A 24,464-nucleotide genomic window follows, 5' to 3' on the forward strand; every position below is an offset into this window, starting at 1 on the left:
CGGAAAGGGCGTCCAGGCTTTTGTTGCGGGCGGCAGTCTGGCGGTTCAAGCGCGGCCTTTCCCCTGGTGGGCAGATGGTGGTAGGACAGCACGGCGATCCGCCGCTGCCCACCCCCGCGTCCCAAGCCGGCCCTCGAAATCCCGCGCGATGAAGAACGACCAGATCCTCAGCCAGATTTCCGATTTCTGCCGCCAGGCCGATATGGCGGAGACCACGTTCGGCCGCCGGGCCGTCAACGACGGCAAGCTGGTGCATCGGCTGCGCGAGGGCAAGCGCATCACCATCGATACGCTGGACCGTATCCAGGCCTATATCGCCGCCTCCACCCCCGGCGGGCTGCCGCCGCCGCGGGGGTTGCAGGTGCCGCCCGAGAAGCGCGACCCGCGCGGCAATTTCCGCTTCTTCGAGAACCGGCAGAAATACCTGCTGTTCGTCCACACCTGCAGCGAGAAGCGGGTGACCGCAGAGCGTGTGGCGTTGGAGCTTTCCAGCCTGCATCCACGGCCGCCGGCGCTCCGGGTATTCGACGCCGGCGTCGGCGACGGCACGGTGCTGGCGCGGGTGATGCGCGCGATGCATGGCCGCTTTCCCCATATGCCGTTCTATATCGCCGGCAAGGAGCTCAGCCTGGAGGACGTCCGGCTGACGCTGGACAAGGTGCCGGACCGGCTGTTCGAGCATCCGGCGACCGTGTTCGTGCTCACCAATATGTATTACGCGGAGGCCCCCTGGCTGACGCCGGCCTCGCCCGCGGCGGCGGCCGGCATGATCTGGCATGAGGTCGCCCTGCGGGGGGCATCGTCGGGCGAATTCGAGGCCCAGATTGGCGAATTGGGACCGTTTCTGGAGCAGAACTGGCGGGCCAATATCAGCCCCCGGACCGGAATGCCGATCTACGAGCGCCCGGTGGCGCTGGTGGTTTACCGGGAAGATCACCGATTCCTGCTTGATTCGATCATCCCCCGGGCGGGCCGGACCGAGGCCAATTTCGACCTTGTGATCGCTTCCCAGCCCTACCGGGCAAAATCGTCTGTGAATTTCCGCGCCAAGCGGATTATCGCGCCTTTGGCCCGGGCGCTGCGGGCAGGGGGCCGTCTGATTGGAATTCACTCCCACGGGCAGGATCCGGGCCTCGAAATCATTCAATCGGTCTGGCCGGGAGAAAATCCTTTCGCTGTAAGCCGTCATGAGCTACTCCGCGCGGTGAAATACGAGCTCGGTTCGGCCGGGCGGGACCTTAACTTTAATGCCTACGCCGATAACCGTTCCATCTTCCGTTATGATATGGAAGCGCTGCCCAACGAGGTGACCGGCTCGATCGGAACCTCGACGGCTTTTGCGGCGTGGAACGCGGCAGTGTATGTCGCTCAGATCGAAGACGATCGGTTGACGGAAATGACTGAAAACGGCCGGACCCTCGATGCCACCAGAGAGGTTCTGCGCAAGCATAATGGGCTTTGGTTTTACGACGAATCCTACGTCATATCGCGCCGTCGAGACTGACATTCCAGGATAGATCACACAGACAGCCGCCGACATCGGGCGGCAACAAGGGGTTGGTTGATGCGCGCGTCCTATCTGTTCACCAGCGAGTCGGTTTCCGAGGGTCATCCGGACAAGGTTTCGGATCAAATCTCCGACGCGATCCTCGATGCCTTCCTCGAAAAGGACGTCAAGCTCGGCATCGCCGACGACAGTGCGGTCAATACCCGCCTCGGCTGCGAGACACTCTGCACGACCAACAAGATCGTCATCGCCGGCGAGGGCCGCGGCCAGTTGTTCCGCGACATCCACGGCAAGTCGGTGGTGGATCGCGAGCTGATCACCCAGATTGCGCGCGATGTCGTCAAGGACATCGGCTACGACCAGAACGGCTTCTCCTATCACGGCGCCGACGTCGAGGTGCTCCTGCACGGCCAGTCGTCCGACATCGCAATGGGCGTCGACGCCAAGAAAAAGAAGAGCGGCGAAGAAGAGGGCGCCGGCGACCAGGGCATGATGTTCGGCTACGCCTGCACCGAGAGCGAAGTCTACGAAAAGGGCTCCTACATGCCGGCGCCGATTTTCTTCGCGCACCGGATCCTGAAGGTGCTGTCGGACAAGCGCCGCAGCGGCCAGATGTTCGACCTGCAGCCCGACGCCAAGAGCCAGGTCACGGTGAAATATGTCGACGGCAAGCCGGTCGGCTGCACCAAGGTCGTGGTCTCGACCCAGCACAACGAGAAGAGCCGCAACGGCAAGAAATACTCGCCCGGCCTGATCAAGGACATGATCGCGCATGAGGTCGAGAAGGCCTTGCCGAAGGGCTGGATGCCGCAGAAGTCCTCGGACTTCCTGGTCAACCCGACCGGCAACTTCGTGATCGGCGGACCCGACGGCGATTGCGGTCTGACCGGCCGCAAGATCATCGTCGACACCTATGGCGGCTATGCGCCGCATGGCGGCGGCGCGTTCTCCGGCAAGGATCCGACCAAGGTCGACCGTTCGGCGGCTTATGCCGCGCGCTATCTCGCCAAGAACGTGGTGGCCGCCGGTCTGGCCGAACGCTGCACCATCCAGGTCGCCTACGCGATCGGCGTCGCCGATCCGATGTCGCTGCTGGTGGATACCCACGGCACCGGCAATGTCGACGAGAAGAAGCTGGAGAAGGTGCTGCCGGAACTGTTCCGTCTGACGCCGACCAACATTCGTCGCACGCTGAAGCTCAACCGTCCGATCTATCGCCGTACCGCGTCGTACGGTCATTTCGGCCGCGCCCCTGAAAAGGACGGCGGCTTCTCCTGGGAAAAAACCGATCTGGCAGCCGCGCTGAGGCGCGCGGTCTGACTTTCTCCGTAATCATCTAGCGTATTCCGGAAAGCATTCAGGCTTTTCGGAATATGCCTTTTTAAGGGATCAATCGCATGACCGCCGCCGCCAAGAAGCCCGCCTTCACCGACTACATCGTCAAGGACATTTCGCTCGCCGAGTTCGGCCGCAAGGAACTCTCGCTGGCCGAGACCGAGATGCCCGGCCTGATGGCGACGCGCGAGGAATACGGCCCGAAGCAGCCGTTGAAGGGCGCGCGCATCGCAGGCTCGCTGCACATGACGATCCAGACCGGCGTGCTGATCGAGACGCTGGCCGCCCTCGGCGCCGACATTCGCTGGGTCTCCTGCAACATCTATTCGACGCAGGACCACGCGGCGGCGGCGATCGCGGCCGCCGGCATTCCGGTGTTTGCTGTCAAGGGCGAGAGCCTCACCGAATACTGGGATTATACCGCCAGGTTGTTCGACTGGCACGGCGGCGGTCACCCGAACATGATCCTCGACGACGGCGGCGACGCCACCATGTACGTCCATCTTGGTCTGCGCGCCGAGAACGGCGACACCAAGTTCCTGGACAAGCCGGGTTCGGAAGAAGAGGAAGTCTTCTTCGCGCTTCTGAAGAAGCAGCTCAAGGAAAAGCCGAAGGGCTACTTCGCCGAGATCGCCAAGAGCATCAAGGGCGTTTCCGAAGAGACCACCACGGGCGTGCATCGTCTCTATGACATGCAGAAGGCCGGCACGCTGCTGTGGCCGGCGATCAACGTCAACGACAGCGTCACCAAGTCGAAGTTCGACAACCTCTATGGCTGCCGTGAATCGCTGGTCGACGGCATCCGCCGCGGCACCGACGTCATGATGTCGGGCAAGGTGGCGATGGTCGCGGGCTTCGGCGACGTCGGCAAGGGCTCGGCCGCCTCGCTGCGCCAGGCCGGCTGCCGCGTCATGGTCTCCGAAGTCGATCCGATCTGCGCGTTGCAGGCGGCGATGGAAGGCTATGAAGTCGTGACCATGGAAGACGCCGCCCCGCGCGCCGACATCTTCGTCACCGCGACCGGCAACAAGGACATCATCACCATCGAGCACATGCGTGCGATGAAGGATCGCGCCATCGTCTGCAACATCGGTCACTTCGACAACGAGATCCAGATCGCGGGCCTGCGCAACCTGAAATGGACCAACATCAAGCCGCAGGTCGACGAGATCGAATTCCCCGACAAGCACCGCATCGTGCTGCTGTCGGAAGGCCGCCTGGTGAACCTCGGCAACGCCATGGGCCATCCGTCCTTCGTGATGTCGGCGTCCTTCACCAACCAGACGCTGGCGCAGATCGAACTCTGGGCCAACAACAAGGACGGCAAGTACGCCAAGAAGGTCTACGTGCTGCCGAAGTCGCTGGACGAGAAGGTGGCGCGGCTGCATCTCGCCAAGATCGGCGTCAAGCTGACCGAGCTGCGCAAGGACCAGGCCGACTATATCGGCGTCAAGCAGGAAGGCCCGTTCAAGTCGGATCATTACCGGTATTGATCGCGAACCTTCGCGCTTAGAGTCTGCAAATTTCGTCATGCCCGGGCTTGTCCCGGGCATCCACGTATTTAGAGTCAGTACGAGCGAAAGACGTGGATGGCCGGGAACGAGCCCGGCCATGACGTCGGCGAACGCGACTACCGCAGGGGTACACATGGCCGAACACTTCGACGTACTCATCGTCGGCGCCGGACTGTCCGGCATCGGCGCGGGCTATCACCTGCAGGAGAAGTGCCCGGGCAAGAGCTACGCGATCCTCGAGGGGCGCGACTGCATCGGCGGCACCTGGGACCTGTTTCGCTATCCCGGCATCCGCTCCGACTCGGACATGTTCACGCTCGGCTATTCGTTCAAGCCGTGGACCGAGGCGAAGGCGATCGCCGATGGGCCGAACATCCTGAACTACGTCCGGCAGACCGCGACCGAGAACGGCATCGACGGCAAGATCCGTTTCAACCATCGCGTCAAGCGGGCCTTGTGGTCTTCGCCGGAGGCGCGCTGGACCGTCGAGGCCGAACGCACCATGGGCGAGGGCGTCACCGAGACGGTGCGCTTCACCTGCAATTTCCTGTTCATGTGCTCGGGCTATTACAAATACGAGGAAGGCTACACGCCGGAATTTTCGGGCGCCGCCGACTTCGCCGGCCGTATCGTGCATCCGCAGAAATGGCCCGAAGACCTCGACTATGCGGGCAAGCGTGTCGTCGTGATCGGTTCGGGCGCCACCGCGGTGACGCTGGTGCCCGAGATGGCCAAAACCGCCTCGCACGTTACCATGCTGCAGCGCTCGCCGACCTATGTGGTGGCGCGGCCGGCCGAGGATGCGCTGGCGAACAAGTTGCGGCGGAATCTTTCCGCCAAGCTCGCCTATCATCTGATCCGCTGGCGCAACGTGCTGTTCGGCATGTATTTCTTCCAGCTCTCGCGGCGCAAGCCGGAACGCGTCAAGCAACTGATCCTGGGCGGCGTCAGGATGGCGCTGGGGCCGGACTACGACATCGCCACCCATTTCACGCCGCGCTACAATCCCTGGGACCAGCGGCTGTGCCTGGTGCCCGACGGCGATCTGTTCAAGGCGATCCGCGACAAGCAGGCCTCCGTCGTCACCAACGAGATCGATACCTTCACCGCGGGTGGCATCAAGCTGAAGGACGGCAGCGAGCTCGAGGCCGACATCATCGTCACCGCGACCGGGCTCGTCCTGCAGGTGCTCGGCGGGCTCGAAGTCAGCGTCGACGGCCGCGTCGTCGATTTCTCGAAGACGCTGAACTACAAGGGCATGATGTATTCGGACGTGCCGAACATGGCTTCGGCGTTCGGCTACACCAATGCGTCCTGGACGCTGAAATGCGATCTGACCTGCGAATATGTCTGCCGCCTGATCAACTACATGGACCGGCACGGCTACAAGCAGTGCATGCCGCACAATGTCGATCCCTCGATCTCGGAATTGCCGTCGCTGGATTTTTCTTCCGGCTACGTGCAGCGCTCGATCGCGAAAATGCCGAAGCAGGGTTCGAAGCGGCCGTGGCGGCTCTACCAGAATTACGCGCTCGACATCATCACCCTGCGCTACGGCAAGGTCGATGACGGGGTGATGCAGTACTCCTGAGAGTTCCATCGCGCACAGGATGCGTCGGGACGCCTCATGCGTTATTTCACGTATACGTAGAGCGCTCCGAATCGTTCTAGATGGGCGGACGGTTAACGCCGGATTAACCGGTGTGCCGCACGCTGGTGGCTTGTGAGGCACCTGTCAGCACGAGGAAGCCCATGGACGCCCAGCGTATTGCCGTTGATGCCATCGTTGCGTTGACCGATTGCGATCGCGAGGCGGTCGTTACCTTCATCCGCCGGCTCTATCTGGCCGGGGTCAGGGATCCCAAGCGCCTGACCTTCAAGGGCCTGCAGGCGATGCGGAGCTAAACTAATCACCGCTGTCGTCGCCGTATACTTGACCGGGCGATCCAGTACGCCGCGGCTTATCGATTCAATCATCAGCGCCTCTGGAATACTGGGTCACCCGCCCCAGTGCGCAATTGCGCACAAGGCGGGTCTCGCGGCGCATTACGCCCGAAGTTTTTCATTTCGTTTGCCCTCTGGAAGAGAAGAGGGCGCAGGGAAGACCGGGTGCGCGCTGCACCCGCGGTCTCGCGTGCGATTGCACAAAACAAAACTGCACACGAGCATACAGGTTCAGCGGAAACACTCCGGCCTTCCCCGCGCAATGGCTTTACGGCTTACTTCGTGCTCGCCCCGGTGACCGGCTTTCTTGCCACCGTCATCTGCGAAAGCTTTGAGGCTTCCACGAAACTTGACGCCAGCACCGGGGCGTCAGGCCCACACGACTTCGCCGTACGCTGCAGTCCGTTCGTCTCGCGTGCTGCCGCGTCCACCGCTCCCCGCCCCAACGTCTGCGACGATGGCCAACGCCCCTCTGGTGGGACAGGATGGCGGGAGTTCTAGAAGTGATTTGCGCGACGGAGAAAGCGGAAATTTGCCCGTCGTGCCAATTTGTCGCAGATCGAGGTGATCTGTCCGTCGGGCAAATCGAACGCGCCCGACGGTCGCCAGTCTATCATCCGCCATCTGCTTGGTGGGAAGCATGATCATGAGCGGGTCGTTGGGACCGTTAATATAGCTCCGGATCTGCACCGGCCTGTTGTCGGGGCCCGCAACGTTCCCATCGACACAGTGCGCGACCATTTGCGCCTTGAGGTCTCCGACAGTGGTGGGACGCTGGCTGGCGTCCGCGATCCAGATCTGGACGAGCGTACCCCAGTTCAACCAGTTCTGATTGTCATTTACAATGTCGACACGCATCGTAGCTTCTCCATCATATGGGTCGGTCGATCTTGACCGGTCTCTCTTGATCCCCCGGGTGTGAGTCGGGCGTGAATCGAAAGGTCGCAATGGGAGACCAGCAGCACCCGCTGACGGCGCGCCTGGAAGCGGCGGCATCGGCCCTGGTTGCGGACCCTGCGGCGACCGGCGCCGGCTCCGCAGAGTCCGGTCTGCTGCGGTATCTCGGTTATGACGACGGCGATGCCGCCCGCGCCGAAGGCCGCGCCCGGATGCTGCGCGCCGCAGCGCGATTTCGCCGGCTCTTCCTGCTTCCCGTTCCGGATGCGCCGGGGCTGGTGTTCTTCGGTGGCGAGGCCGATCCCGCGGCGCTGGGCAAGCAGCCGGAGGGTTTACCGACCGCGAGCCTGGCGGGCTCGGGGCTGTCGCCGCAAAAGGCCTTCGAGTCCTGCGTCGGCGAAGGGATCGAGTATCTCAGCCAGTTTGTTCAGGCCAACGACCCAATCGAACGGGGCTCGTTCACCGAATACGGCGAGAGCTCGGATGCAAATGTCAGGGCATTCATTTCGGGGATGCTCGCCTTCACCGGCATTGAGGCCGACCGCCCGATGGCGTGGGTCCCATCCAGCAGGCTGGTGGACGGAGCCCGAATGTGGTTTCCGCTGGACCTTTGCTACCGCCGGCAAGTCACGGAGCAGGATTTCAAGCCGCCCCTCAAACTCAGTTCCGGATGCGCGGCCGGGGTCACGCGAGAGGATGCCACCTTGCGCGCGCTGCTCGAACTGATCGAACGCGACGCGGTGGCGCTATGGTGGCGTGGCGGCCGCCGCGGAAGACCGGTTGCGCCGGAAAGTGCGGCCGCATCCGGAGCGGCAGAGTTGCTGGCGCAGGCAAGGCAGGGGCAGGGGCATGGGCATCGAACAAGCTGGCTGCTGGATATTACCACCGATATCGAAATGCCCGTGGTTGCGGCGATCTCGACAGGTCCGGATGGGCACCGCTTTGCGGTCGGCTTCGGGGCCCGCCTGACCCTCGCGGACGCTGCCCGCGCCGCCGTCTTCGAACTGTGTCAGGTTGAACTTGGTCTGCATGTGGTGGCTGCCAAGCGACGGGAATCGGGCGACGAGGCCATGAACGAAAGCGATCGCCGGCAACTGAAGCGCGGCACGTTCGACACCAGGGAATGCGCGTTGTTGCACCCCATGACAGGGAGTTCTGCAGAACCTCCGAAAGCTCCGGCTTCAAGCCTCCGGGATGTTCTGCAACGGCTGCAAGCCCGCGACATTGCCGTCTACGCGATGGATCTGACGCGCCCGCAGTTCCTTATCCCGGTGGTTCGCGTGTTGGCGCCGGGGCTGCAACTTGAGCCCTGCGAAATTGTCGGCGCGCGATTGGCTCGCGTGATCGCCGAGACCGGCGGCGGCGCCATGCATCACGGGGGGATGCCGCTTCTCTGAAGCGGCGACCGCGCCAAGGAGCCGCATGCCGGCTACGGCGTGCGGATGTCTGTGCTCTGCGCGCTCGCCTGAGACGACCAGCTCACGGCCACGGCGTCGGTGCGATAGCGCGGAAGGTGATCGTCGAGCGTATAGACCACGCACAGCGCCAGGCTGGCCCAGACCGCGGCGCTGAAATAGAGCGACATCCAGGCGATCTCGCCCTTCCAGTGCTCGATGTCGTGGCTCACGACCCAGCGCGTGCTGACGTCGCGTAAGCCTTCGATAATTCCGAGCAGCTTGCTGCCTTCGGCAAGGCCCGCCCGCCACCGGCTCAGGTACATCGGCACGTCGATGGTGACGAGAAACGCCAGATAGGCGGCGATGCCGAGAATCGAAACCACGAGCGCCAGCCGGACCGGACCATTGAATTCCGGCAGCAGCCGGCAAAGGCCGATCGCGATGATGAAGAAGGCGACCGCCCATAGCGAATTCTCAATGGCGTTGAGCAGGAAATTCTTGGTCAACACCGCATACCATGAGAAGCATTCGGCGATGACGATCAGCGGCAGGATCGCCAGCGAGGCGTTTACGGTGGTGTCCGCTCCCGTCATCCGGCCCAACTGGCCCATGATGATGACCCACTGCGCCGCGAAGCAGACCTCGGCGATGGTTGCGACGGTTCGGCCGACCATGACGCTCGACAGCCAGGTATTGAACAGGCAGATCCGCTGCACATCCGCGCGCGGCAGTACCGAGCGGAACGCGCAGCCAAAGACATAGGCCGCGCAAAGCACGAGCATCGATTGGGTGTCGGCGGGACCGCTCGCGCTGCCCGGTAGGTTATTCTGGAATTCGCGATAAAGCAGGAACCAGGCTGCGATATTTGCGCCGCTCACCAGGGTCAGAAAACCCCACCACCACGCCAGCGGATTTGACCGCGCCTGCCACACCAAATTCATCGCCGCTCCAAAATTTAATTCGAATGACATTTCGTTGTAGCAATTCTGTCACGAAATGTTGGCGCGGCACGACTCAAATATCTGTGGCCCGATGTTTTTCAGGGCGATGTTTTATGACAGTTATATGACAGCGCGCGGGTGGGCGCCGTCAAAAGACAGCGCCTCATGCCGGCTGACCAAAACAGCCGGTCTCTCTAATATACCGGATCGCGCTTTGGCGCCTGCGCCGCCATGCGCGCCAGCGCGAGGGCTTCTTCGGCCTTGAACCGGATATCCCGCGCATCCCTGAGAGGGCGCCGGATATTGGGATCGTCGGAGCTGCTGTCGAACGTAAGCAATCTCATGCAATGCGTGCACTGGGTCTGATAGCCCGGCTTCATGCGCTGCGCCCGCTCGCTGAAGGATTTGCGGCAGTGGGAACAGATGATCTTGACACGGTCCGTCATGCGTTCTCCGTAGCCATGTCGGTGGAATGAGCAGGCGTGGCGTCGTCAGGGTCCGGATCGGCGGCCACCAGCAACGAAGGTGGCACGTAGATGCCCGGATGACGTTCGTCGTTCAGCGGCTGGCAGATCACCGATCCCACGCTGTCGCAACCGATGACTGTCATCGCGTCGCCGCCCGACAACAGCCGGACGAGGCTACCGCTCTTCCAGGACACGCTTGTTGCTTCCATTGCCTGCATTCTGGGAATACCGCCCGCCGCTGCGTCAACCAGGGACACGCTAGGAGCGATGTGCTCCATTGGAGTGCACGGCAATCGTCGGAATTGAATTGAATTGTTCGAATTGGCCTGCCCGGGGAGATCGATGTCAGGGCGTCGCCGCGCCGCCGTTTATCGAGAGCCGCTGCGGCGCGTTTCGCCGGTTGTCATGGCTTCAATTCGTTCCGCCTGACCGTCAGCGGCATGACGAGGTCGATCGCGAGCGCCAGCGCCGCGGCGCCGCCGCCGAGCTGAAACAGCAGCAGGTAGTCGCCGCCGGTGTGGGCGAACAGAAAGGAGAAGCCATAGGCGGCGCCCGCCTGGAACAGGGCGAAGCTGGTGGTGGCATGTCCCCAGGTGGCGCGCTGCTGCTCGGCGCTGTGCGGGACCAGTTCGTGGATACGTCCGAGCACCAGTGGCACGATGCCGGGCGTGAAGCCGCCGATGATCACGCTCGACACGATCAGCGAGGCCGCCTGTGTGCTGATCGCGGGCAGCATCACGGCAATGGCTTCGACGAGGAAAGCTGCGCGCAACGCGGGCCCGAATCCGATGCGGTCGCCGAGATGGCCGGTCAGCAACGGGCCGACGATGGCGCCTATCCCGTAGAGCACCCAGTAATGCGATCCCGCGGCGATGCCCTGGCCAAGGCCGCGGGCGACGAAGTCGACGACGAAGACCATATGCGGCACCAGCGCGGCGGCGTTGAGGCCGTACTGAATCAGCAGTGCGCGAACGGCGGCGGATTGACGGTGACGCTTCGGGTGCGAAGAGGCGGTCGCCGGGCGCGGCGCAGGCGCCTGCTTCGGCCAATTGGCCCAACTGATCAGGGTCAGCAACGCTGAGAGAACGCCGAGGCCGATCCAGGCCTGCTTCAGGCCTTGCTGTAACAATATCGGCACCAGCGTGCCTGACGCAGCGACGCCGAGGCCGACGCCGGCAAAAATCACGCCGCCGACGATGCCGCGCTTGGCCGGCAACGTATGCGGCAGGATCACGGTCGCGGCCAGCACCATGATGATGCCGCCAGAGAGGCCGGCGAGAAAGCGCCACGTGAAGAACCAAGGGAACGACACCGGCACCGAACTGGCAAAGCAGGAGAGGGTGGCGAGCACCATCATCGTGCGCAATGCGGCGACCGCACCGATGCGCGCCGCGGACGGCCGCGCCAGCAGCGCACCCGCAAGGTAGCCCGCTAGATTGGCGGCACCGAGATAGACCACATCGGACGCGCTGAACCATTTCGCCGCGATTAGCGCCGGGATCAGCGGGGTGTAGGCGAAACGGGCGAGGCCAAGCCCGACCAGCGAAGCGCACAATCCGGCGATGGCAAATCGCCAGGCCGATCCCGGCTGCTCGTGGTGCGCGGTGTGGGCAAGGTGCCGGCCGCCGCCGATATTCGCGCTCAACTCCGTCATGTCATCCTCCGGTATCCTGCTGGTCGGCGCGCCGTGCCTTGCTCGCTGTTCTCAGTGCCCGGCGCTCTGGCCGCCATCGACGTGAAGGATTTCACCGGTCACGAAGCCGGCGGATTCCAGATAGAGCACTGCGTCCGTAATGTCTGATATCTCGCCCATGTGGCCGACCGGATGCATGGCGCCGAGCGCCGCATGGGTTTCGGCGGGATGCATCGGCGTCTTGATGATGCCCGGCGACACAGCGTTCACGCGGATGCCGCGCTTGGCATATTCAATCGCCAGCGACTTGGTCGCGGCATTGAGACCGCCCTTGGTCAGCGAGGCGAGCACGGACGGAACGTTGGAATTCGCATGGTCCACCAGGCTCGTCGTGATCTGCACCACATGGCCCGAGCCCTGCTTTTCCATCTCCGCGATCGCAAGCTGCGTGATGCGGAAGAAGCCGGCGGTATTGATGCCCAGTGCCGCCTTGTAATCGGCCTCGGTGTATTGGGTGAACGGTTTGGCGATGAAGATGCCGGCGTTGTTGACCAGCGTGTCGATACGGCCGAACCGCGCGACGCCTTCCCTGATCACGCGCTCGGCGGTGTTCCAGTCGGCGATGTCGCCGGCCACCGTGAGCACGTCGTCATCGTTCGACGGCTTGATAGAACGCGCGGTGGCGACGACGCGGTAATTGCGGCCGCGGTACGCCTTGACGAGGGCCGCGCCGATCCCTTGCGAGGCGCCGGTGATGACTGCGACTTTCTGTTCGATACCCATGGCAATCTCCTGTTGTTTTGCTGGGGGTGGGGCGAGCCTCTCAGGCTGCGCTGCACCGGTGGGGAGGAGGTATGCTCGTTCACGCCGCGAGCGAATACACGCTATTCGGCAGACACTCTTCCGCCAGGCGATTGAATAGGGGATAATGGGTGCCATCGCGGGTGGCTTATGGCCATGCAGAGGCCTGTGGCCGACTGCCCTTGCCGAGGAGGGACGATGGACCGTATCGACGCGATGAAAGTCTTCATCGCTGCGCTCGACGTCGGCAGTCTGGCGGGCGCGGGCCGCAAGCTCGGCCGTTCGCCGGCCGCGGTCAGCCGCGCGATCGCCTTTCTCGAGACGCATGTCGGCACCGAACTGCTACACCGCACGACGCGCTCGATTGCGCTGAGCGAGGCCGGCGAGCGCTATGCGGCGGCCTGCCGCCGGGTGCTGTCCGAACTCGAAGAGGCCGACACCGTCATCGGGGGCGAGAAATCGACGCCGCGCGGCACGCTGACGCTGACGGCGCCCGTCACCTCAGGCGAAATCGTGTTGCGGCCGATCCTCCTTCCTCGACGCGTATCCGACCGTCTCGGCGCGGCTGTTGCTGCTCGACCGGCCGGTCAATCTGATCGACGAGGGCATCGATGTCGCGCTTCGCATCGCCCATCTCCCGGACTCATCGATGGTTGCGACCAGGATAGGCGAGGTCCGCCGCGTCGTGGTGGCCGCGCCGCGTTACCTCAAGCAGCATCCGCGCATCGCGGAGCCGGGCGACCTGACCAAGCACCAGATCGTCACCCTGGCGCATCTGGCCCAATCCTGGACCTTTCCGCCGTTACCGGGCTCCGCCGTCCCGCGAACCGTTCAATTCGCGCCGCGGCTCGTCATCAACAGCATTCGCGGGGCGGTGGCCTCGGTCGTCGGCGGGCGCGGCGTCGGACGGTTCTATTCCTATCAGGTCGCCGACCAGGTGCGTGAGGGCGAGGTCGAAATCGTACTGACCGGCGATGAGCATGCGGCGACGCCGGTGCATCTGATTTCGCCGCAAGGCCGGTCTTCGGTGCCGAAGGTCCGCGCCTTCATGGACTTTGCCGTCCCAAGGCTTCGCAGTCATTTCGCGCGCCTCGCCAAGGACTCGGCCGCCGCGCGTTCGTGATGTTCGAGCGTGTTGATCACCGCTGCGCATTCGCTTCCGCCCCGGCAGATTTTTTCCAGGCAGACCCGTTTCGGCAATTTTTGCCGCGCGGGGAAGTGCGGCCGATTTCCGATAAGGCTGTTGTTTCAAAATGTTGCTGAATGGCACGAGGCTTGCTGGACCAAGCGCGTTCGATCCGGAGTCCATAGCCATCATGTCCGTTTCGTTTCCCGGCGCGGTTGCGACGCCGACTGCCAGTTCGACGAAATCCACGCTCACCGCCAAGCCTGCCCAGACGGCCGAGCAGAAATTTCTCGAATGGGCGAAGATGACGCCCGCGGAGCGCATGCATGCCCAGATGCTGTCGCAACTGGGGATCACGGAAGACCAGTTCAAAGCGATGGATCCCGCCGCGCAACAGAAGATCGAAGAAAAGATTCGGGACATGATCAAGAAACAGGCCGAGAACGGCAACGACAAGCGCCCCGGATTGATTACCGACAAGTCGGCGTGAGCGCTGCGCTCCGGCTTCGCGGACATTGTGCGCGCCTGGAATCGCGCAGTCACTCGTTCGTGAAACGCAAGTGGCTGCCGCCTGCCGTGCATTCGCTTTAATCTCCATCATTCCTCGATTTCGAGCCGTGAGGCCGCCGGTCGCCGCGCCCGCGGAGCCCGCATCTTTCAGGGGAGGAGAACAACATGTCGAACCCCATCAACCATGATCGCCGCCGTTTCCTGGGTGCCGCTGCCGTGGCGGCGGCTGCCGCCCCGTTGATCCTGGGCGGCTCCAGCTTTGCGCAATCGGGCAAGCCGGCCGGCGTGCCGGCGATCAAGCCGGGTACGAATACTTCCTTTGCCACGCTGAAGCAGATCGATGCCGGCGTCCTCAACGTCGGATATGCCGAGGCCGGCCCTTCGAACGGTCCCGTCGTCCTGCTCCTGCACGGCTGGCCCTACGACATCCACAGCTATGTCGATGTCGCGCCGCTGCTGGCGCAGGGCGGCTACCGCGTGATTATCCCGCATCTGCGCGGCTACGGCACGACGCGCTTTCTTGCTGATGACACCGTCCGCAATGGCGAACCCGTAGCACTCGCCCTCGATATCGTCGACTTGATGGATGCGTTGAAGATCGAGAAGGCCGTCATCGGCGGCTATGACTGGGGCGCGCGGACCGCCAACATCATTGCAGCGTTGTGGCCGGAGCGCTGCAAGGCGATGGTCTCGGTCAGCGGCTATCTGATCGGCAGCCAGGAGGCCGGCAAGGTGCCGTTGCCGCCGAAGGCCGAACTGCAGTGGTGGTATCAGTTCTACTTCGCCACCGAGCGCGGCCGGGCCGGCTACGAAAAGAACCGGCACGATTTCGCCAGGCTGATCTGGCAGATCGCGTCACCGCAATGGCACTTCGACGACGCCACGTTCGACCGCAGCGCGGCCTCGCTCGATAATCCCGACCATGTCGCGATCACGATCCATAACTACCGCTGGCGGCTCGGCCTCGCCGAAGGCGAAGCCAGATATCTCGATCTGGAAAAGCGGCTCGCCGCCGCGCCCGATATCACGGTGCCCACCATCACCATGGAAGGCGATGACAACGGCGCGCCGCATCCGCCCGCCAGCGCCTACGCCAAAAAATTCACGGGCAAGTACGCGCACCGGGTCATCACCGGCGGTATCGGTCACAACCTGCCGCAAGAGGCGCCACAGGCGTTTGCCGCAGCCATCGTTGAGGTCGCCGAAAGCTGATCGGCGCCGGGTGTTGTCATGAAAAAAGCCCCGGACCAGGTCCGGGGCTTTTGCTTTAGCGGGTTTCAGCCGAACTTCTATTCCGGCTTGCCGATCGCAACCTTCAGCGTGCCGACGCCGTCGACGCCGCACTCGATCTTGTCGCCGGGATGAAGCTGGGAGACGCCGGCCGGCGTTCCCGTCATGATGATGTCGCCGGCGGCGAGCGCCACCTGCTGCGAAAGCTGCCAGATGATCTCGGGCACGTTCCAGATCAGTTCGGTGAGATCGCCCTTCTGGGTTTCGGTGCCGTTGACGGTGAGCCAGATCTTGCCCTTGGAGGGATGGCCGATCTTCGACGCCGGCTGCACCGCGGAGCAGGGCGCGGAATAGTCGAAGGACTTTCCGACTTCCCACGGCCGTTCCTTCTTGCGCGAGGCAATCTGCAGGTCGCGGCGGGTGAGGTCGATGCCGACGGCGTAGCCGTAGACGTGATCGAGCGCCTTGTCGGCGGGAATGTTGAGGCCGCCGCTCTTCATGGCGACGATCAGTTCAACCTCGTGGTGCAGGTCCTTGGTCAGCGGCGGGTAGGGGATCGTGGCGCCGTCGGGCACCAGCATGTCGGCATGCTTGGCGAAGAAGAACGGCGGCGCGCGCTCGTCATTGCCCATCTCGCGGATGTGCTCGAGATAGTTGCGCCCGACGCACCAGATGCGGCGCACGGGGAAGGATTTTGCTTCGCCGACGACGGGAAGCGAGGGCTGTGGCGGAAGGGGAATGACGTAGGAGGCTGCGTTCATGAAGCGGTCTCGTGCTTGAGGTGAGGAAAAAAGCTTAGGCGGTTGCGCCGACCGGCGCCAGTACCGGCGGGCCGGCATCGTGGTGCTGCAGACGGAAGAAGGACGCGTAGCGGCCGCCGCGGCGCAGCAGGTCGTCATGCCGCCCGCGCTCGACGATCTCGCCGCCCTCGACCACCAGGATCGCGTCGGCGTGCATGATGGTGTGCAGGCGGTGGGCGATGACGATGGTGGTGCGGTTCTGGCAGAGATGCTCGATCGCCTCCTGCACGGCTTTTTCGGATTCCGAGTCCAGCGCCGCGGTCGCCTCGTCGAGCAGGATCACCGGCGCGTTCTTGATCAGCGCGCGCGCCACCGCGATGCGCTGGCGCTGGCCGCCGGAGAGTTGCGCGCCGTGCTCGCCGACCGGGGTGTCATACCCAAGCGGGAAACCCATGATGAAGTCGTGCGCGCAGGCGGCCTTGGCGGCAGCGACGATCTCGTCCTGGGTGGCGTTGTCCTTGCCGAAGGCGATGTTGGCGCCGATGGTGTCGCGGAACAGATAGACGTCCTGGCCGACATAGGCGGTCTGCCGGCGCAGCGATTTGCGTGACACCTGTGCGATCGATTGCCCGTCGATCAGGATGTCGCCCTGGCTCACCTCGTGGAAGCGCAGCAGCAGCGCCAGCACCGTCGACTTGCCGCCGCCGGAGGGGCCGACCAGCGCGGTCACCTTGCCGGGCTCGGCCATGAAGCTCATGCGGTTGAGCACAGGCTCGCCCACCCGGTAGGCGAAGCTGACGTCGCGCAATTCGATTCGCGCGTCGGTCAGCTTCAGCGCCGGCTTGTCGTCGTCGGAAGGCTCGCTCGCCGGACTGTCGACGACCTCAAGCAGCATCCGCGCGCCAACCAGCTGGCTGTTGAGGTCGATGTTGAGCCGCGCCAGCCGCTTGGCCGGCTCGGTCGCCATCAGAAAGGCGGTCATGAACGAAAAGAACTGGCCGGGCGTGGCGCCAAGCGCGACTACGCTGTAGCCGCCGTACAACAGGCAGCCGGCGACGGCGAAGCCGCCGAGCGTTTCCATCAGCGGGTTGGCGCGGTTGGAGACCCGCGCCATCTTGTTGGAATTGCGCTCGACGGCGGTGATGTCGTCGTCGATGCGCTTCTGCATCGCCTCTTCCAGCGTGAACGCCTTGACCGTGCGGATGCCCTGCAGCGATTCCTGCATGGTCTCCAGAATGTCGGCGGTGCCGGTGAACTGGCTGTAGGCGAGGCCCTTGATGCGCTTGATCATCTTGCGCAGGAACAGCATCGCCGGCGGTACCACCACGAGGCCGACCAGCGACAGCAGCGGATCCTGCGCCACCATCACGCTGACCAGGGCGATCAGGAGCAGCAGGTCGCGCCCGATTGCGTTGATCAAAAGATTGAGGACGTCGGTGATGGATTTGGCGCCCGAGGTCAGCCGGGTCAGGAATTCGGACGAATGCCGTTCGGAAAAGAACCCGATGCTTTCGTTCATCAGCTTGGCAAACAGCCGCCGCTGGTTGTTGGCAAGGATGGCGTTGCTGATCTTCGACAGGATGACGGTCTGGCCGTAGGTCGCGATCCCCTTGATGAACAGCAGCAGGACGGTGACGCCGGACAGAATGGCGATGCCGGTCACGTTCTTGTCGACATAGGCCTGGTTGATCACCTGTCCGAGCACATAGGTGGCGCCTGCGGTCGCGGCGGCCGCAACCCCCATCAGCGCAAAGGCCACGAGGTAGCGCCGCCAGTAGGCGAGGCCTTGTTCGGCCACGAGGCGGCGAACCAGGATCGCCGCGCCATAGGGATCGTCCGTGATTTTTCTCGTGGTCTTTTTTGGAAGTTCGGTCATCCGCGTTCCATCGACGATACGGGCTCAAATCCCATATGTCAGGGCTGCTACGATGACTCCTTGCCTGCTAAAGCTGAGATTTTCAAGCCAAATAAGCGCTTGATTTCAGGCCGATTCCGCCTGCTGCGCGAGGCCGCCGCGGTCGCGGAACAGCTTCTCTTCCCAGCTAAGCGCGTGGGCGGCGATGGTTTCGAGGTCGTCATATTGCGGCGTCCAGTCCAGCATGGAGCGGATGCGGCTGGTGTCGGCCACCATGGTCATGATGTCGCCGGGCCGGCGCGGCGCATATTGAACCGCGAAATTGCGCATGGAGACGCGGCGCACCGCCTCGATGGTCTCCAGCACCGAATAGCCGCGGCCGTAGCCGCAGTTCAGCGTTACCGAACTGCCGCCGCCGCGGAGGTAGGACAGCGCCGCGCGATGGGCCTGCGCGAGGTCGCTGACATGGATGAAGTCGCGGATGGCGCTGCCGTCGGGCGTCGGATAGTCGGTGCCGAAGACGTCGATCTTGGCACGCTGGCCGGTGGCGGCCTCGACCGCCATCTTCAGCAGATGCGTCGCGCCGACGGTGGCGAGCCCGGTGCGCCCCTTGGGGTCGGCGCCGGCGACGTTGAAGTAGCGCAGCACGACATAGTCCATGCCATGCGCGGCCGCGACGTCGTGCAGCATGATTTCGGTCATCAGCTTGGACGAACCGTAAGGCGACATCGGCCGCGTCGCGGCGTGCTCGGGCACCGGCATCTGGTCCGGATTGCCGTAGACGGCAGCCGTCGACGAGAAGATGAAGCGCTTGACGCCGCCCTTTACCGCGGCGTTCAGCAAGCTGCGGGTCGTCATGGTGTTGTTGCGGTAATAGCCGAGCGGATCGCGCATCGAATCCGGCACCACCACGGAGCCGGCGAAATGGATGATGCTCTCGATGCCATGCTGGGCGATCACGCCCTCGACCAGGTTCTCGTCGCCGGCATCGCCGATGAACAGCGGCACGCCCTCGGGCAGGAAGTTGGAGAATCCGGTGGACAGATTGTCGATCACGACGACACTTTCGCCGGCTTCCGCCAGCGCATGAACCATATGACTGCCGATATAGCCGGCGCCACCGGTGACAAGCACGGTCATGGGCACACCCTCTCCCGGCGCATGATCCGCCAAAGTGCGGGCGGTTTCGCGAAAAAGATCATGCGCGCATAAGTTAAGGGGTGATGCTATCGCCGGTGCGGTGAAGAGTACCTTTCGGCGCCGGTGAACTGGCCACTATGCTTAATGTTGCGTATAGGAACTGCGCGAAACGGAGCCGGACGTGCCGATCGAGAACGATTTCACACCTGATTTGCAGCTGATCGTGCCGAATCTGCACAGGCGCTATTCCGGCGTCACGGCGACCAACCGGATGGTGGCGCCGAAGCTTGCCGAGATGTATCGCGCCGCCTGGCTCGGTCCGCATGCGCCCGAAGGCATCGCGCGAATGGGTTTTGGCGATCTGCTGAAACTTTGGCGCCGCCGCACGCCGCTGGTCTGGCACGCGCGGCGCAACGACGAGATGATCGCGGGCCTGTTGCTGCGTGCGCTCGGCTGGCCGCTGAGACTGGTGTTCACCTCGGCGGCGCAGCGCCATCACAAGCGGCTGACGCGCTGGCTGATCCGGCAGATGGACGCCGTGATCGCGACCTCGGAGCTGTCGGCGTCGTATCTGAAGCGCAAGGCCACCGTCGTCATGCATGGCGTCGACACGGGATTGTATGCGCCGCCGGTCGACCGCGCGGCGGCATTTACTGAGGCGAAACTGCCCGGCCGCTACGCGATCGGCTGCTTCGGCCGGGTGCGCGCGCAAAAGGGCACCGACGTGTTCGTCGAGGCGATGTGCCGGCTGCTGCCGCGCTATCCGGATTTTACGGCGGTCATCGTCGGCGCCGTGGTGCCGGAGCAGTCGGGCTTTGCCGATGGACTGAAACGACAGATCGAGGCCGCCGGCCTTCAGGCGCGCATCGTCATCACAGGCGAATTGGTGAACGAGGAAGTGCAGCGCTGGTACCAGCGGCTGACGATCTACGCCTTCACCTCGCGCAACGAGGGTTTTGGTCTGACCTTGATCGAGGCGATGGCATCCGGCGCCGCGCTCGTGGCGGCGCGCGCGGGAGCAGCCGAATTCGTGGTCAAGGATGGCGTGACCGGCGTGCTGACGCCGCCTGATGATGTCGACGCGCTGGTTGCGGCGCTGGAGCCGTTGATGCGCGATCCGGCATCGGCGACCGCGATGGGCGAGCGGGCGAGGGCGCGCGTGCTCGAAAAATTCAGCCTCGATGCCGAGGCGAATGCGATCGCGGCGGTCTATCGCACGCTGATTTAAGCCAGATTCAGACCGTCATCGTGAGGTGCGGGCGCAGCGAGCCTCGAAGGATGAGCAACATCGGTGGACGCAGCCATCCCTGAGATGACGGCATTTTCGCTGATAGAATTTCGGCCACAAACGCGATGTCGTCGATGACGGCGCCCTGGGCAGTGAGGTCACTTGCGGACGTTTTTTCTGCGGCTTGTCTCATCCCTTCTCCGGAGACGTCAGCGCCCAAAGCCGAAAACCACCAAGGAAGGCGTTTTCATTCTTTCCTAACCGTGTTTTTTCCGGAAGCGTCCCGAGTTTCCCGGCATTCCCGCCTCCGAGGATGACGTAATCGGGCTCCAGCGCGGCAACCAGGCGTTCGACGACGTCGTCGACGTAGCGCGTCCATTTCTTCTTGCCGTAGCGTTTCAGCCCGGCCGCGCCGACGAAATCCTCGAAGCTCTTCTCCCTGCGATAAGGCAGGTGCGCCAATTCCATGGGTATAAGGGCGCCGTCGACGATCATGGCCGAGCCGAGACCGGTACCGAGTCCGAGAAAGAGCATTTTCCCGCCTTTGTAACCTCCGAGCGCCTGCATCAGCGCGTCGTTCACGACTCTGGTGGGACGATTGAACGCCCGTGAAAAATCGAATCCTTTCCATCCCCGTCCCAGATTGTGGGGCTCAACCGACGGCCGGTCGCGCACGACCGGTCCTGGATATCCCACGGAGACGACGTCGTAGGTCCAGTCCTTCGTGATCTGCTTGACCTTCTCGACCATCGATCTCGCGGTCAGATCGGGGCCGGATTCGAACTCGCGCTTGATGCGCTTGGTGTTCGTCATCACCTTGACATGCGATCCGCCGACGTCGATCGACAGAATCGTTCGTGATGCGCTCCTTTGCTTCATTCGAAAACTTTCATACCAAATTGCCTCGCGAGATTTTGCGAGGGACGAGCACAATCCAACCGACCTCCTGCCCATTAAGTTCCCTCCAATGGAACCGGATCGATTTGGAGGGATGTTCAAATTAGCTCATGTTTAAAGCATTGCTGCTTCTTGGTGGACTAAACGCAATCCAGAGCTGGACCTGCCGGAATGATCACTGCGGGAAGATTTTCTTCTTGGTTCAAGACGCCGGTCGGCGAGAGTGCCGGCGTGATCGAGCTTCGTCCCGATGGGACAGTTGGTGGCGGTGATGCGACGTTCTCGTATACGGGTCACTGGCGTGCTGACGGCGAACGCGTGCGGGGACTGGTGTCGGCCAAGCGCTTCGCACCCGGACCGCCGGGCGTCTTCGGGCTCGACGAAATCGATATCGTTGCCACCGGCTACAGCAAGGACGGTCAAACCATTTCAGGCACCGGCTTTGCGAGGCAAACGCCCGGCATCAAGATGGAAGTCACGCTTGTTCGCATGAAATAGATTGATCAAACTCTCGTCTGAGCCATCACATCGGCGACGAACGCATCGAGGTCGCCGCCGGCAAACAGAAATCCCGGTAGGCCCGCGGCTTGTGCGGCTTCGATATCGGTGTCGCGGTCGCCGATGACAAAGCTGCCGGCGTGCCGCACCGGCCAGTGCGCCATCAGGTCGTGGATCATGCCGGGCGAGGGTTTGCGCCAGTGATGATCCTCGAGGTAGCCGGCGACGGTGCCGGCGGGATGGTGCGGGCAATACCTGATGTCGTCGATGATCGCGCCCTGGGCGGCGAGTTCGGCGCGCATCCAGTCGTGCAGCACGTTGAGTTCGTTTTCGCTGAAATAGCCGCGCGCCACGCCGGACTGGTTGGTGAAGAAGAACACGAAATAGCCGGCCTCGTTGAGCCGGCGGATCGCCTTGGCCGCATTCGGCATCCAGCGAATCCGTTCGCTTGTGCCCATATAGCCGTCGTCATGGTTGACGACGCCGTCGCGGTCGAGAAACGCCGCGGGCTTCAGGATCGCACTCATCGCGGCGTCGCCTCGTGCAGCACGCGCTGCGCGATGTCGGCGACCTCGGTGGCGGGAATGTCGCGCATGCAGCGGTGGTCGTTCATGGTACAGACCGTGCGCTGGCAGGGCTGGCAGGAAAGTTCGCTCTTGGTCAGAACCGTTGCCGCGAGATCGTTGAGCGGCGCCCAGAGATAGGGGCTGGTCGGTCCGAAAATGCCCATCGTCGGCGTTCCGATCGCCGCCGCGATATGCATCAGCCCTGAGTCGTTGGAAATGGCGACGCTGGCTGCCGCCATCGCCAAAATGCCGTTGCGCAGGTCGGTGCCGGTGAGGTCGCGGACCCTGCCGCCGCCGGTGGCGACGATTTCCTGTGCCAGCGCCTTTTCGCCGGGGCCGCCCACCACCCAGACGTCAAAACCCCGCTCGGCCAACAGCCGCGCGGCTTCCGGGTAATAAGTCCAGCGCTTTGATTCACCGACGGAGCCGGGTCCCAGCGCCACCGCAGGCCCTGTTCCCAGCCCGTTGGCCTGCCGCCAGCGGGCCACCTCCTCAGCTGGAACGCGAAGTTGCGGCACCGGCCATTCCGGCGGCAGCTTGGCGCCATCCGGCAGCGCCAGGGCGGCGTTTTTGTCGATAAAGCGGGGCAGGGCCTTTTCGCCCCAGCGCATCCGGTTGATCAGCCCGAACCGGGCTTCCCCGAAAAATCCCACCCGTTCCGGGATCCCGGCCAGCGCCGGCGCAATGGCCGCTTTCCAGGTGCGGGGCAGCACCAGCGCGGTTCCATAGCCCCGCGCACGTAGTTCGGCCGCCAGACCCGCCTGTTTGGCGACCGCAAGCCGGCCGCGCGGCAGGTCCCAGACGATACCGGACCGGACGCCGGGCATGTAATCGACCAGGGGGGCGCAGAGCGAAGTCACCAGCAGGTCGACCGGCCGGTTCGGCCAACGCTGCCTCAGCACGCGCACCACGGTATGGCCTCGGACGAAGTCGCCGATCCACATATAAGGGATGATCAGGATCGGCCTGGTGTCGGCGGCATCCTCGATCTCGATCCCAATTGATGAATCTGTATTCATACCTTAGAAGTCTGCTGCCGGCTGATTCCGGCTCCGTCGGTAACCGCTCCTTGTCGGCAGGTAAAGCCGGGGTCGGCATCTTCACCAAGGCGTATGGCCCAAGTTGCCTGCCGGGCGGGAGTGGGGCAAAGCTGGCGCCGCATAATATGGCAGGGGACGGCATGCTACTGGTGACCGGGGGAGCCGGTTTTATCGGATCGAACGTCGTGGCCGCGTTGAACGACGCCGGCCGGGACGTGGCGGTCTGCGACGTGCTCGGCCATGACGGCAAATGGCGCAATCTGGCCAAGCGCCGGCTCGCCGATTTCGTGCCGCCGTCCGAGCTGATGGACTGGCTGAAGGGCCGCCGGCTCGACGCCGTCATCCATCTTGGCGCCATCTCCGAGACCACGGCGACCGACGGCGACCTCGTCATTGAAACCAATTTCCGGCTGTCGCTGCGGCTGCTCGACTGGTGCACGGCGAACGCAACCCCGCTGATCTACGCTTCCTCGGCGGCGACGTACGGCGACGGCGACCAGGGATTTGACGACGACGCGTCGATCGATGCGCTGAAGAAGCTGCGGCCGATGAACCTATACGGCTGGAGCAAGCATCTGTTCGACATGGCGGTTGCCGAGCGCGCCGCGCGCAGCGAGCGGCTGCCGCCGCAATGGGCCGGGTTGAAGTTCTTCAACGTGTTCGGTCCGAACGAATATCACAAGGGCACGATGATGAGCGTGCTGGCGCGGCGCTTCGACGACATCAGGGCCGGGCGTCCCGTGCAACTGTTCAAGTCCCACCGCGAAGGCATCGCCGACGGCGACCAGCGCCGCGATTTCATCTATGTCGACGACGTCGTGCGCGTCATGATGTGGCTGGTGGCGACGCCCTCGGTGAGCGGGCTGTTCAACGTCGGCACCGGCACCGCACGCAGCTTTCGCGATCTGATGCTGTCGGCCTATACGGCGCTCGGCACCAGGCCGAACATCCAGTATATCGACATGCCCGAGGCGATCCGCGGCAGCTATCAATACTTCACCCAGAGCGAGGTCGATCGGCTGCAGCACGCCGGTTATAACGGCGGCTTCACCGCGCTGGAACACGCGGTCGAGACTTACGTGAAGGGTTTTCTCGACTGCACCGATCGCTTTCGCTGACGGGCCAACGAGCATGATCCGGAAAAGTGGGAACCGGTTTTCCTCGGGACAAGCGCGAAGCGCTTGCCCGGAGATCATGC

24 protein-coding genes and 1 pseudogene are annotated in these 24,464 nt (G+C 63.6%); 12 read left to right on the top strand and 13 right to left on the bottom strand.

What is annotated here, in order from left to right:
• Positions 1–148: 148 nt before the first annotated feature.
• From BLR13_RS30535 to BLR13_RS41185, 5 genes are all read left to right on the top strand, one after another.
• The gene (locus BLR13_RS30535) at positions 149–1,504 is read left to right on the top strand and encodes a hypothetical protein (RefSeq protein WP_074816029.1); all 1,356 of its coding nucleotides are present in this window, start codon (positions 149–151) and stop codon (positions 1,502–1,504) included.
• Positions 1,505–1,564: 60 nt separating this feature from the next.
• Entirely contained in the window at positions 1,565–2,827 is a 1,263-nt protein-coding gene (gene metK, locus BLR13_RS30540; RefSeq protein WP_074816026.1) for a methionine adenosyltransferase, read from the top strand.
• Positions 2,828–2,904: 77 nt separating this feature from the next.
• Positions 2,905–4,335 carry an adenosylhomocysteinase gene (ahcY, locus tag BLR13_RS30545; RefSeq protein WP_074816023.1) on the top strand — a complete coding sequence of 477 codons (1,431 nt, stop codon included), beginning with the start codon at positions 2,905–2,907 and terminating at the stop codon, positions 4,333–4,335.
• A 118-nt stretch (positions 4,336–4,453) separates the two neighbouring features.
• Positions 4,454–5,947, top strand: a complete 1,494-nt coding sequence (locus BLR13_RS30550; RefSeq protein WP_433994237.1) for a flavin-containing monooxygenase — start codon at positions 4,454–4,456, stop codon at positions 5,945–5,947.
• 161 nt (positions 5,948–6,108) lie between these two features.
• The gene (locus BLR13_RS41185) at positions 6,109–6,261 is read left to right on the top strand and encodes a hypothetical protein (protein WP_171944917.1); all 153 of its coding nucleotides are present in this window, start codon (positions 6,109–6,111) and stop codon (positions 6,259–6,261) included.
• Positions 6,262–6,669: 408 nt separating this feature from the next.
• On the opposite strand, the gene BLR13_RS40695 is transcribed toward BLR13_RS41185, so the two are convergent.
• Positions 6,670–7,158: a hypothetical protein gene (locus BLR13_RS40695; RefSeq protein ID WP_157793745.1), complete on the bottom strand. Its 489-nt coding sequence runs from the start codon at positions 7,156–7,158 to the stop codon at positions 6,670–6,672.
• 71 nt (positions 7,159–7,229) lie between these two features.
• On the opposite strand from BLR13_RS40695, the gene BLR13_RS30565 reads away from it, so the two are divergent.
• Entirely contained in the window at positions 7,230–8,594 is a 1,365-nt protein-coding gene (locus BLR13_RS30565) for a YcaO-like family protein (protein ID WP_143039593.1), read from the top strand.
• Positions 8,595–8,626: 32 nt separating this feature from the next.
• Here the strand turns inward: BLR13_RS30565 and BLR13_RS30570 are convergent, their stop codons facing one another.
• The 5 genes from BLR13_RS30570 to BLR13_RS30590 all read right to left on the bottom strand — a co-directional run bounded on the left by BLR13_RS30570 (position 8,627) and on the right by BLR13_RS30590 (position 12,418).
• On the bottom strand, positions 8,627–9,535 hold the full coding sequence (locus BLR13_RS30570; protein WP_074830929.1) for a hypothetical protein: 909 nt from the start codon (positions 9,533–9,535) through the stop codon (positions 8,627–8,629).
• Between the two features lie 194 nt (positions 9,536–9,729).
• Complete coding sequence (locus tag BLR13_RS30575) at positions 9,730–9,981, bottom strand: hypothetical protein (RefSeq protein ID WP_074816011.1); 252 nt, start codon at positions 9,979–9,981, stop codon at positions 9,730–9,732.
• Complete coding sequence (locus BLR13_RS30580) at positions 9,978–10,211, bottom strand: hypothetical protein (protein WP_074816008.1); 234 nt, start codon at positions 10,209–10,211, stop codon at positions 9,978–9,980. Before BLR13_RS30580 ends, BLR13_RS30575 begins: the two co-directional genes overlap by 4 nt.
• Positions 10,212–10,405: 194 nt before the next feature.
• Positions 10,406–11,656: a YbfB/YjiJ family MFS transporter gene (locus BLR13_RS30585; protein ID WP_074816005.1), complete on the bottom strand. Its 1,251-nt coding sequence runs from the start codon at positions 11,654–11,656 to the stop codon at positions 10,406–10,408.
• 51 nt (positions 11,657–11,707) lie between these two features.
• Positions 11,708–12,418 (bottom strand): SDR family NAD(P)-dependent oxidoreductase, encoded by a 711-nt coding sequence (locus tag BLR13_RS30590; protein ID WP_074816004.1) that lies wholly within the window; start codon positions 12,416–12,418, stop codon positions 11,708–11,710.
• A gap of 216 nt (positions 12,419–12,634) precedes the next feature.
• On the opposite strand from BLR13_RS30590, the pseudogene BLR13_RS30595 reads away from it, so the two are divergent.
• The 3 genes and pseudogenes from BLR13_RS30595 to BLR13_RS30605 all read left to right on the top strand — a co-directional run bounded on the left by BLR13_RS30595 (position 12,635) and on the right by BLR13_RS30605 (position 15,284).
• A pseudogene (locus BLR13_RS30595) lies at positions 12,635–13,559 on the top strand (LysR family transcriptional regulator).
• 193 nt (positions 13,560–13,752) lie between these two features.
• Positions 13,753–14,052 (top strand): hypothetical protein, encoded by a 300-nt coding sequence (locus BLR13_RS30600; RefSeq protein ID WP_074830928.1) that lies wholly within the window; start codon positions 13,753–13,755, stop codon positions 14,050–14,052.
• A gap of 185 nt (positions 14,053–14,237) precedes the next feature.
• A complete protein-coding gene (locus BLR13_RS30605; RefSeq protein WP_074816002.1) occupies positions 14,238–15,284 on the top strand; it encodes an alpha/beta fold hydrolase in 1,047 nt (348 codons plus the stop codon).
• A gap of 77 nt (positions 15,285–15,361) precedes the next feature.
• Here the strand turns inward: BLR13_RS30605 and BLR13_RS30610 are convergent, their stop codons facing one another.
• From BLR13_RS30610 to galE, 3 genes are all read right to left on the bottom strand, one after another.
• Positions 15,362–16,063, bottom strand: coding sequence for a fumarylacetoacetate hydrolase family protein (locus BLR13_RS30610; protein ID WP_074815999.1), 702 nt, complete (start codon positions 16,061–16,063; stop codon positions 15,362–15,364).
• Between the two features lie 34 nt (positions 16,064–16,097).
• Entirely contained in the window at positions 16,098–17,918 is a 1,821-nt protein-coding gene (locus BLR13_RS30615) for an ABC transporter ATP-binding protein (protein ID WP_074815997.1), read from the bottom strand.
• 105 nt (positions 17,919–18,023) lie between these two features.
• The gene (gene galE, locus BLR13_RS30620; protein ID WP_074815994.1) at positions 18,024–19,037 is read right to left on the bottom strand and encodes a UDP-glucose 4-epimerase GalE; all 1,014 of its coding nucleotides are present in this window, start codon (positions 19,035–19,037) and stop codon (positions 18,024–18,026) included.
• Positions 19,038–19,218: 181 nt separating this feature from the next.
• Here galE and BLR13_RS30625 point away from each other — a divergent pair, with 181 nt between their 5' ends.
• Positions 19,219–20,265, top strand: a complete 1,047-nt coding sequence (locus BLR13_RS30625; protein WP_074815990.1) for a glycosyltransferase family 4 protein — start codon at positions 19,219–19,221, stop codon at positions 20,263–20,265.
• 7 nt (positions 20,266–20,272) lie between these two features.
• Here the strand turns inward: BLR13_RS30625 and BLR13_RS30630 are convergent, their stop codons facing one another.
• A complete protein-coding gene (locus BLR13_RS30630; RefSeq protein ID WP_074815986.1) occupies positions 20,273–20,458 on the bottom strand; it encodes a hypothetical protein in 186 nt (61 codons plus the stop codon).
• A complete protein-coding gene (locus BLR13_RS30635; protein ID WP_074815983.1) occupies positions 20,455–21,144 on the bottom strand; it encodes an ROK family protein in 690 nt (229 codons plus the stop codon). The genes BLR13_RS30630 and BLR13_RS30635 overlap by 4 nt, the downstream gene beginning before the upstream one ends.
• A 189-nt stretch (positions 21,145–21,333) precedes the next feature.
• Between BLR13_RS30635 and BLR13_RS30640 the strand changes: the two genes are divergently transcribed.
• Positions 21,334–21,660: a hypothetical protein gene (locus BLR13_RS30640; protein WP_074815978.1), complete on the top strand. Its 327-nt coding sequence runs from the start codon at positions 21,334–21,336 to the stop codon at positions 21,658–21,660.
• 5 nt (positions 21,661–21,665) lie between these two features.
• Here BLR13_RS30640 and BLR13_RS30645 read toward each other — a convergent pair whose 3' ends face one another.
• Both BLR13_RS30645 and waaF read right to left on the bottom strand, forming a co-directional pair.
• Positions 21,666–22,187 carry an HAD family hydrolase gene (locus tag BLR13_RS30645; RefSeq protein ID WP_074815976.1) on the bottom strand — a complete coding sequence of 174 codons (522 nt, stop codon included), beginning with the start codon at positions 22,185–22,187 and terminating at the stop codon, positions 21,666–21,668.
• Positions 22,184–23,245 carry a lipopolysaccharide heptosyltransferase II gene (gene waaF, locus BLR13_RS30650; RefSeq protein ID WP_074815973.1) on the bottom strand — a complete coding sequence of 354 codons (1,062 nt, stop codon included), beginning with the start codon at positions 23,243–23,245 and terminating at the stop codon, positions 22,184–22,186. The genes BLR13_RS30645 and waaF overlap by 4 nt, the downstream gene beginning before the upstream one ends.
• A 161-nt stretch (positions 23,246–23,406) precedes the next feature.
• Here waaF and rfaD point away from each other — a divergent pair, with 161 nt between their 5' ends.
• A complete protein-coding gene (gene rfaD / locus BLR13_RS30655) occupies positions 23,407–24,384 on the top strand; it encodes an ADP-glyceromanno-heptose 6-epimerase (protein ID WP_074830926.1) in 978 nt (325 codons plus the stop codon).
• Positions 24,385–24,464: the final 80 nt, after the last annotated feature.

It is taken from the genome of Bradyrhizobium ottawaense (assembly GCF_900099825.1).
In the GTDB taxonomy this organism is placed as follows: domain Bacteria; phylum Pseudomonadota; class Alphaproteobacteria; order Rhizobiales; family Xanthobacteraceae; genus Bradyrhizobium; species Bradyrhizobium ottawaense_A.